Source organism: uncultured Succinatimonas sp. (genome assembly GCF_905203285.1).
In the GTDB taxonomy this organism is placed as follows: domain Bacteria; phylum Pseudomonadota; class Gammaproteobacteria; order Enterobacterales; family Succinivibrionaceae; genus Succinatimonas.
Map to the genome: position 1 here is coordinate 1 of NZ_CAJKVK010000088.1, position 7,720 is coordinate 7,720.

The 7,720-nt window shown below is 40.4% G+C and carries 9 protein-coding genes and 1 pseudogene; 3 read left to right on the forward strand and 7 right to left on the reverse strand.

Annotation, left to right across the window (positions count from 1 at the left end; translation table 11 throughout):
- Both QZ019_RS08265 and QZ019_RS08270 read left to right on the forward strand, forming a co-directional pair.
- Positions 1-296 (forward strand): annotated as a pseudogene (locus QZ019_RS08265) (hypothetical protein); the annotation flags it as partial.
- A 65-nt stretch (positions 297-361) separates the two neighbouring features.
- Complete coding sequence (locus tag QZ019_RS08270; protein ID WP_295484092.1) at positions 362-775, forward strand: PD-(D/E)XK nuclease domain-containing protein; 414 nt, start codon at positions 362-364, stop codon at positions 773-775.
- A gap of 106 nt (positions 776-881) precedes the next feature.
- Here QZ019_RS08270 and purB read toward each other — a convergent pair whose 3' ends face one another.
- Genes purB through QZ019_RS08290 form a run of 4 tightly spaced genes read right to left on the reverse strand, consistent with a single transcriptional unit; the run spans position 882 to position 4,518 of the window.
- Positions 882-2,249 (reverse strand): adenylosuccinate lyase, encoded by a 1,368-nt coding sequence (gene purB / locus QZ019_RS08275; protein ID WP_294565341.1) that lies wholly within the window; start codon positions 2,247-2,249, stop codon positions 882-884.
- An 11-nt stretch (positions 2,250-2,260) separates the two neighbouring features.
- Entirely contained in the window at positions 2,261-2,926 is a 666-nt protein-coding gene (locus QZ019_RS08280; protein WP_294565339.1) for a DUF489 family protein, read from the reverse strand.
- A 2-nt stretch (positions 2,927-2,928) separates the two neighbouring features.
- Positions 2,929-4,053 carry a tRNA 2-thiouridine(34) synthase MnmA gene (mnmA, locus tag QZ019_RS08285; RefSeq protein WP_295484095.1) on the reverse strand — a complete coding sequence of 375 codons (1,125 nt, stop codon included), beginning with the start codon at positions 4,051-4,053 and terminating at the stop codon, positions 2,929-2,931.
- 3 nt (positions 4,054-4,056) lie between these two features.
- Complete coding sequence (locus QZ019_RS08290) at positions 4,057-4,518, reverse strand: NUDIX domain-containing protein (RefSeq protein ID WP_295484098.1); 462 nt, start codon at positions 4,516-4,518, stop codon at positions 4,057-4,059.
- A gap of 226 nt (positions 4,519-4,744) precedes the next feature.
- Here QZ019_RS08290 and icd point away from each other — a divergent pair, with 226 nt between their 5' ends.
- Positions 4,745-6,001 carry an NADP-dependent isocitrate dehydrogenase gene (icd, locus tag QZ019_RS08295; protein WP_294565330.1) on the forward strand — a complete coding sequence of 419 codons (1,257 nt, stop codon included), beginning with the start codon at positions 4,745-4,747 and terminating at the stop codon, positions 5,999-6,001.
- Between the two features lie 66 nt (positions 6,002-6,067).
- Here icd and QZ019_RS08300 read toward each other — a convergent pair whose 3' ends face one another.
- From QZ019_RS08300 to QZ019_RS09915, 3 genes are all read right to left on the reverse strand, one after another.
- The gene (locus tag QZ019_RS08300; RefSeq protein WP_295484100.1) at positions 6,068-6,565 is read right to left on the reverse strand and encodes a GNAT family N-acetyltransferase; all 498 of its coding nucleotides are present in this window, start codon (positions 6,563-6,565) and stop codon (positions 6,068-6,070) included.
- 454 nt (positions 6,566-7,019) lie between these two features.
- Complete coding sequence (locus QZ019_RS08305) at positions 7,020-7,376, reverse strand: hypothetical protein (RefSeq protein WP_307761612.1); 357 nt, start codon at positions 7,374-7,376, stop codon at positions 7,020-7,022.
- Between the two features lie 102 nt (positions 7,377-7,478).
- The gene (locus QZ019_RS09915) at positions 7,479-7,703 is read right to left on the reverse strand and encodes a transposase (protein ID WP_367119808.1); all 225 of its coding nucleotides are present in this window, start codon (positions 7,701-7,703) and stop codon (positions 7,479-7,481) included.
- Between the last annotated feature and the right edge of the window lie 17 nt (positions 7,704-7,720).

The following is a 7,720-nucleotide window of genomic DNA, read 5'->3' on the forward strand; positions in this document are numbered from 1 at the left end:
ACTGGCTGGAGACGGGAGGAGCGAAGCCGTCGCTTTTAGTAAATTATTTAAATACTTTTATCAATAAGAAGATACAAAAGACCGAGCTTGTTGATTATTTAGATCTTGATTTTACTACTGCGACAAGCACAGCCGAATTGTCACCAAGCATCTCAAGTATTGAGGATAAAGATTTCCCGTTCTTTGCCATTTTGTATCAGGCAGGCTATTTCACGATTAAAGATACCGGTTTTAATTATCTTGAAGTGGGTCTGCCCAATCTTGAGGTTAAAAAGCCTTTGCCGAAATTATCTTAAATAAACTTACATCTAAAACCGCAGCGCAAATAAGTGCTTTTTATGGTAAAAAAGTAAAAGCGGCATTGGATGCAAATGACTTTAAAGTGCTTAAAGAAGAATTTAATAAAATCTTAAATGAATTTTCCTATGAAATTGTGAGTGCATTTAAAGAATACGCTTTTCGTGACGTATATAAGGTGATATTGCAGCTAATTGGCTACAACACCTATACTGAATATCAAACTGCGCTTGGCAGAAGCGATTTATGCTTTGAGGATGACGATAGGCTTTATATCTGCGAGTTTAAAGTTATCGGAAAAGCAGATGACGTCAAAGTAAAGATTGAAGAGGCCAAACAGCAAATTAAGAACAAGAAATACAGTACAAGACTAACTGTCAAGGAAGTAGTGACCTTAGTCGTAGTTATCGTCAATCAAAATAAAGACGATGAGCATGAACCGATGCGTGAAGTTGTCGCGATTGAAGAGTGCAGCTAGTTTTGTGCTCATTTAGTCATTTTTTACTGTTATTTATGGTTTTAACGGCAAAACAAAAAGACCTCAAAAAATTTTGAGGCCTTAAGGAAGAGAATTAAGCTAAAAATTAAATATCTTTAGCAAAGGTCTTGGCACGGCCAATGTAGGTTGCAGGAGTAAGCTCGCGCAATCTTGCTTTGGCTTCTTCGGGAATTTCCAAAGAATCAACGAATTTAAGCATGGTTTCTTTATTAACTGCATGACCGCGGGTTAATTCCTTTAATTTCTCATACGGATTGGCGATACCGTAGCGGCGCATTACGGTCTGATAAGGCTCTGCCAAAACTTCCCAGTTGTTGTTAAGTTCATCAGCGGTATGCTGAGGATTGGCCTGTAATTTGGCAATTCCCTTTAAGGTCGACTTCCAAGCCAGCAATGAATAACCGCAGGCAACGCCTAAGTTACGCAATACGGTGGAATCGGTAAGATCGCGCTGGAAGCGTGAAATAGGGAGTTTTGCAGCCAAATGGGCGAAAATCGCGTTGGCAAGGCCTAAATTGCCTTCTGAATTTTCAAAGTCAATCGGGTTGACTTTATGCGGCATGGTTGAAGAGCCGATTTCGCCTTTGACAGTTTTCTGGGTAAAGGTACCGTAAGAAATGTAGCCCCAAATGTCGCGATCAAAGTCAATAAGGATAGTGTTAAAACGCTGCAGTGCGTTAAAGAGCTCGGCAATGTAATCGTGAGGTTCGATTTGAGTGGTATAAGGATTGAAGGTAAGACCTAAGCTTTCTTCAAACTCTTTTGAAAATTGGAACCAGTCTACGTCAGGGTAAGCAGATAAGTGAGCGTTGTAATTGCCAACGGCTCCGTTTATCTTGCCCATGATTTCAACTGCGGCGATTTGATTGCGCTGACGACGCATTCTGTATACGACGTTGGCCATTTCCTTACCTAAGGTGGTAGGAGAGGCAGGCTGGCCGTGAGTGCGGGCTAAAAGAGGTAAATCCGCGTAATTGTGAGCAAGCTCGGTGATGGCGTCAATAACGGCATCAATTGTAGGAAGCAAAACTTCTTCACGAGCGGTTTTAAGCATCAATGCGTGAGAGTTATTGTTAATATCCTCTGAAGTGCAGGCAAAGTGAATGAATTCACGTGCTTTGGAAATTTCAGGATTGGATGCGGTTTTATCCTTAAGGAAGTATTCAACGGCTTTTACGTCATGATTGGTTACCGCTTCGCGATCCTTAATATTTTGAGCATCTTCTTCAGAGAAGTTTTTGATAATGTCGTCAATAAAGGCGATTGTTTCAGGAGAAAAAGGTTCAACTTCCTTTATTTGCGGGCAGGCGGCAAGTTTTTTCAGCCAAGTAAGTTCTACCTGTACGCGAAAACGCATCAGTCCGTATTCTGAGAATATAGGACGCAAAGCAGCGACTTTAGACTCATAGCGGCCGTCCAAAGGGGAGATTGCGCTTAATGGGGATAATTTCATAGATACCTCGATTAATTAATACCGTTTGACGATGCACCTTGACGGGCGTATTCGATGATTGCCTTGCGGCGGAAAATGAAAAAGCGTCTTCTGCCTCCGACCTGGCGCCATAAGACAATAGCGCGGATGGCGGCAAGCAGCAGCGCACGAATCAGTTCCTGATTATCAATACGCTGTAAATATTCTTCTTCGCCGAAAATAATAAGTTTAGGGAAATTAGGGCTTATTATTGAAGAGTAAAGATCGGCAAACATTTTAATGCATGCTTGATCCATGACAACTGACGGATCGGCGTTTTCATATTCTGGATGCAGTGTAAGCACTTGTGATCTTACTTCATCGATTTGACTGCCGAGACGATTGAAAATTTCGGCGTTTTTCTCGATCGCAAGTTCAAGGCTTATAAGTTTAAATGCGGTTTTGGTTATTTCCAGAGTTTGTGCTGATTTTTCTGCACCGTTACCGCCAAGAGAAGAAACGATTTGACGGAATCCGACCAATAATTTGGACGGATGATAAATATCTTCACAGGTTTGCGGATTGGTAACGATTATGCCGCGCAGCACTGCAGCTGCCGCGTGCTGATCAACGTATCCTGATCGGGCAACGCGCTGAATCTGCGTGCAAGACTGAAACAAAGCAGCAAGAGCAAGAGTTTCGTCTTTAATATTGGCCATGTTTACTCCTTAATTGCTGTGTTGATAATAGCGCCGCCTAAGCATTCAGAGCCTTGATAGAAAACAACGGACTGACCCGGAGCTACAGCTGCAACCTTGTTGTCAAAAAGTACTTTTAATTCATTACCTTCACGGTATACGGTACAGTTTACATCAGGCTGACGGTAACGGATTTTACAGGTGCACTTAAACGGCATTTGCGGCGCTTTAACAAGCCAGGTTTCGTTTTGTGCCATAAGTCCAGTTGAATAAAGAGCCGGATGGTTATGTCCCTGGGCAATGATAAGGGCATTGTTTTTGATGTCTTTATCGACTACATACCAAGGCTCTCCGGAGCCGTCTTTACTTCCGCCTATGTGCAGTCCTTTTCTTTGGCCTATAGTGGCAAACATCAATCCGTCATGTTCTCCGACTACTTGTCCGTCAACGGTAATGATAGGACCGCTATGGGCCGGCAGATAATGCTGTAAAAACTCATGAAAACGCTTTTCGCCGATAAAGCAAATTCCTGTAGAGTCTTTTTTCCTTGCCGTGACAAGTCCCCGCTCTTCTGCCATTAAACGCACCTGCGGCTTTTCTATGGCGCCGACGGGGAAAAGAACTTTATGCAGGACATTTGGTCCTATTGCATGCAAAAAGTAAGTTTGATCTTTATTTTTATCAACAGATCTTAATAAATGGGCCGCAAGAGGATCGTTAAAGCTTCTTTGCGCATAGTGACCCGTCGCGATAAAATCCGCATGCAGATCGGTTAAGGCATAATCGAAAAAGGCTTTAAATTTGATTTCCTTGTTGCATAAAATATCAGGATTAGGAGTACGTCCTGCCTGATATTCGCTTAAGAAGTTTTCAAAGACCCGATCCCAGTATTCGGCTGCAAAATTTATGGTTTTAAGCTCTATTCCGAGCTTGTCGCAGACTTTTTGGGCGTCTTCACGATCGGCTGCAGCCGCGCAGACGGTATCAGTGTCGTCCTCTTCCCAATTTTTCATGAATAAAGCGGTAACTTTCAGTCCGTTTTCTTTTAGTAAAGCGGCAGAAAGAGAAGAGTCAACGCCGCCTGACAGACCGATTACGACATGAGCGCCTTGCAGTTCTTTATAAGGAATAGTCGGATCAAATTCCATAAATTAAGGCACCACTTTTTCAATAAGAGATAAGGGGAATGCTTGATGATTGAGATAATCATTCATGCATAAGCCAACAAGACGGGTTCTCCATGCTTCTTTTTGATTGAATATTTCTTCTTTAGTATAAAAGCGTACGGCAAGGATCTCCCCATCAGGATCGTGAGGTTTAAAGGTTTCAGGCACTTGTTTTAATGTAGCTGAAAAACAGAAACGGTAAATGGTTTCATAATCTTTTACGTAATCATAAATACCGGTAAGTGCCTTAAGTTCAATTTCACATCCGGTTTCTTCATAGCCTTCGCGAAGAGCGGCTTCAATAATACCTTCCTTTGCGTCAATATGACCTGAAGGCATACCGAATACCGTAGCCCCGAATTCGTTTTTTTCTTCTACCATCAAAAAACGGCCTTCGTGTTCAATAATTAAAGCAACGGTTGTAAAAGGCTTAAAACGTTCTGACATCTTAAATTTTCTCCTAAACAAGCTATTTTAATATATCTTGGGGATAAATAGTAAAAAACATCTTTAGTCAGAGGAAAACGCTGCTATCAGGAGTACTACGGAATTTTTGCAATGATAAAACACGGATATGTTTGCAATTGAATCAATATGGCGTAAAAGCAAGATTTTCGTGCTCAATCTCTTTGCTTTTGTTAAAATTCCTCTAGTTTTTTGAGGAGTTTTTAATATGACCTTTAAGTCGCAAGTCGTTGTTCCTGCTGACGGAAAACAAATTACAGCAGATGCAAACGGAAAGCTTACCGTTCCTAATAATCCTATTATTCCTTTTATTCGCGGCGACGGTATCGGTGCCGACATTTCTCCGGTGATGCGTAAAGTAATAGATGCTGCAGTACAAAAAGCTTATTCCGGCCAGAAGAAAATTGCATGGATGGAGATTTTTGCCGGCGGAAGAAGTACTGAAGTTTATGGTGAAAATGTATGGCTGCCTGATGAAACTTTAGATTTTATTAAAGACTACCATGTTGCCATCAAAGGTCCTTTGACTACCCCGGTAGGCGGCGGGATCCGTTCTTTAAACGTAACTTTACGTCAGACCCTTGATTTATATATTTGTCTGCGTCCTGTTCGCTATTTTAAAGGCGTGCCCAGTCCCGTAAAGCATCCTGAGCTTACTGATACGGTAATTTTCCGTGAGAATGCCGAGGATATCTATGCCGGAATTGAGTGGGAAGCCGATTCAGAGGGAGCAAAGAAGCTGATAGATTTCCTGGAAAACGAAATGGGAATTAAGAAAATACGTTTTACCGAACATTGCGGTATCGGCGTAAAACCCATGTCAAAAGCAGGAACCGAGCGTTTGATCCGTGCTGCTATCGAGTACGCTATCGATCATGATCGTAAGAGCGTAACCATCGTTCATAAAGGCAATATCATGAAATTTACCGAAGGTGCCTTTAAGAAATGGGGTTATGAGTTAGCGGCAAAAGAGTTTGGTGCTGTAGCTGATGAAAAGGGCAAAGTTTCTTTCACCAACCCTAAGACCGGTAATAAGATTGTTGTAAAAGACGTTATTGCCGATGCTTTCTTACAGAATATTCTGTTATATCCGGCTGATTATGATGTAGTCGCAGCCATGAATTTAAACGGCGACTATATTTCCGATGCTCTTGCCGCTCAGGTTGGCGGTATCGGTATTGCACCGGGTGCAAACATCGGTACCGGCGTAGCTATTTTCGAGGCTACTCACGGTACTGCTCCTACTATTGCCGGAAAAGGTCTTGCAAACCCCGGATCTATAATATTGTCAGCTGAAATGATGCTGCGTTATTTAGGTTGGGATGAGGCTGCCGATCTGGTAATTAAGGGAATGGAAGAAGCCATCGCCGGTAAGAGGGTAACTGCAGATTTTGCTGCGCAGATGGAAGGCGCTGTTCAAGTTACCACTCAAGAATTCGGAGATGAAATAATTTCCAAGATGTAAATTATCCGATTAACTTTTAATTGAAAAATCCTCCAATCTTTTGATTATTTGAATGGAGGATTTTTTTTAGTTTTTGATTGCCAAAACTTTTTGCGTAAAAATAAAGCCGTTTCCGATATCAAAGTTCACGATACGAACTTCTTTCATGCCCATTTTTTCGTAAAATTTTAGACCTTGGTTATGATGATTGATATTAAGTTCTATATCACAAGGTTCGGGATGTTCATTTGAGATTTCTTGAAGCAATGCTTTAAAAAATGCAGAGCCCAGTCCTTTTTTCTGATCATCGGGATTTACGAAGATTTTCTGTAAATGGAATAAATCAGGACCTTCTTTGGTGAAAGAGCCGTATGCACAATCTTTTCCGTCAAGAGAAGCAATCAAAAATACTTGTTTACTTTGCTCACTGTCGGCTAAAGTTTGCTGAGCATATAAAAAATCTTCCAGATAATCGATTTGCTCTGTAGTTAAATTGTTTTGATAAGAAGTAGGGATAGTTACGGAGGCAAGGTCGCGAATTTTAAATATTTCACTAAAATCCGCTTTGCGTACGCTTATAGTCATATTCGTCTCCTTTAGTTCTTTGAAGGTAATACAGCATAGAACTAGAGGAAAAGCACCGATCTATGTCGCAAAAAAGAAAATTTTTTTTTGTAAAGAAATAGTGTTTTTGATTGATTCTAATTTTTGAACGGAAATTTCTGTACAGAGCATAATTAACTTGTCATCTAAACCTTGTTTTAGCATTTTTTGGTAATTTGGATTATTTTTCTTTTAGTTTCTCCATCATGAGCTATTTGTTTGTTTTCTTCTATTCCGTCACTTTTAAGTCAAGCACAATCCATCTCGTGAGGTTCATGGCCCTCAACTTTGAGCATTTCCTAACGATTGTGTACAAACATTTTTAGCACTTATTGACTTAATAAAATATAAAGTTTTTAGAATTATGTTCTAAGCCTATTAGGATAATGCTGTTGAGTTGAACAGCATTATAATAAACATATTTAATAACAATATATTAGTTATCTTTTAATCTTTGCTTTAAATCGGATAATTCAGTTTCAGAAATTTCTGTACAAAGCATAATTAACTTGTCATCTAAACCTTGTTTTAGCATTTTTTTTGCAACTTGGATTGTTTTACTTTTAGCTCCTTCTTCACGACCGATTTGTTTCCCTTCTTCTATTCCGTCACTTTTAAGTGAAGCACAATCCATCTCATAGCGCTCACGAGCTTCATATTTGAGCATTTCTTCACGATTACGCACAAACATCTTTTCTGCCTCTAGAATATCAGCGAAGATTTGATCTTCTTGGGCTATGGACATAACTTCCTCAGGAGAAGAATTAGTCAGATACTTAATCCATCTTATCAGATGGTTTTTATCAAAAAAAGCTCAGCGGCTAAAACCCCGTTTTTTAGTGCGGAGATCATCGTGAGGAGAAGCTTCTGTTTTTAATCCAGCGTTTTCTGCTGCTCAATATATTGCCGAATAATATCGGAGCACCTCTGCAGAATGAGGAAAAAAAGATAGCGTCCATAACGCATTACTCCTCAGTTTAGTTCTAACGGTAGGATACTTACGCTTACGGATGGTAATGGAAGATGTTCCCTTGATCCTGAAGACAATCTTAAAGATTGAAAATTTCGGCAGAACTAAAACTAATAAATGCACGTGCTCTTCTTCTCCGCCAAACTCAATAAGCTCAGCATTAAATT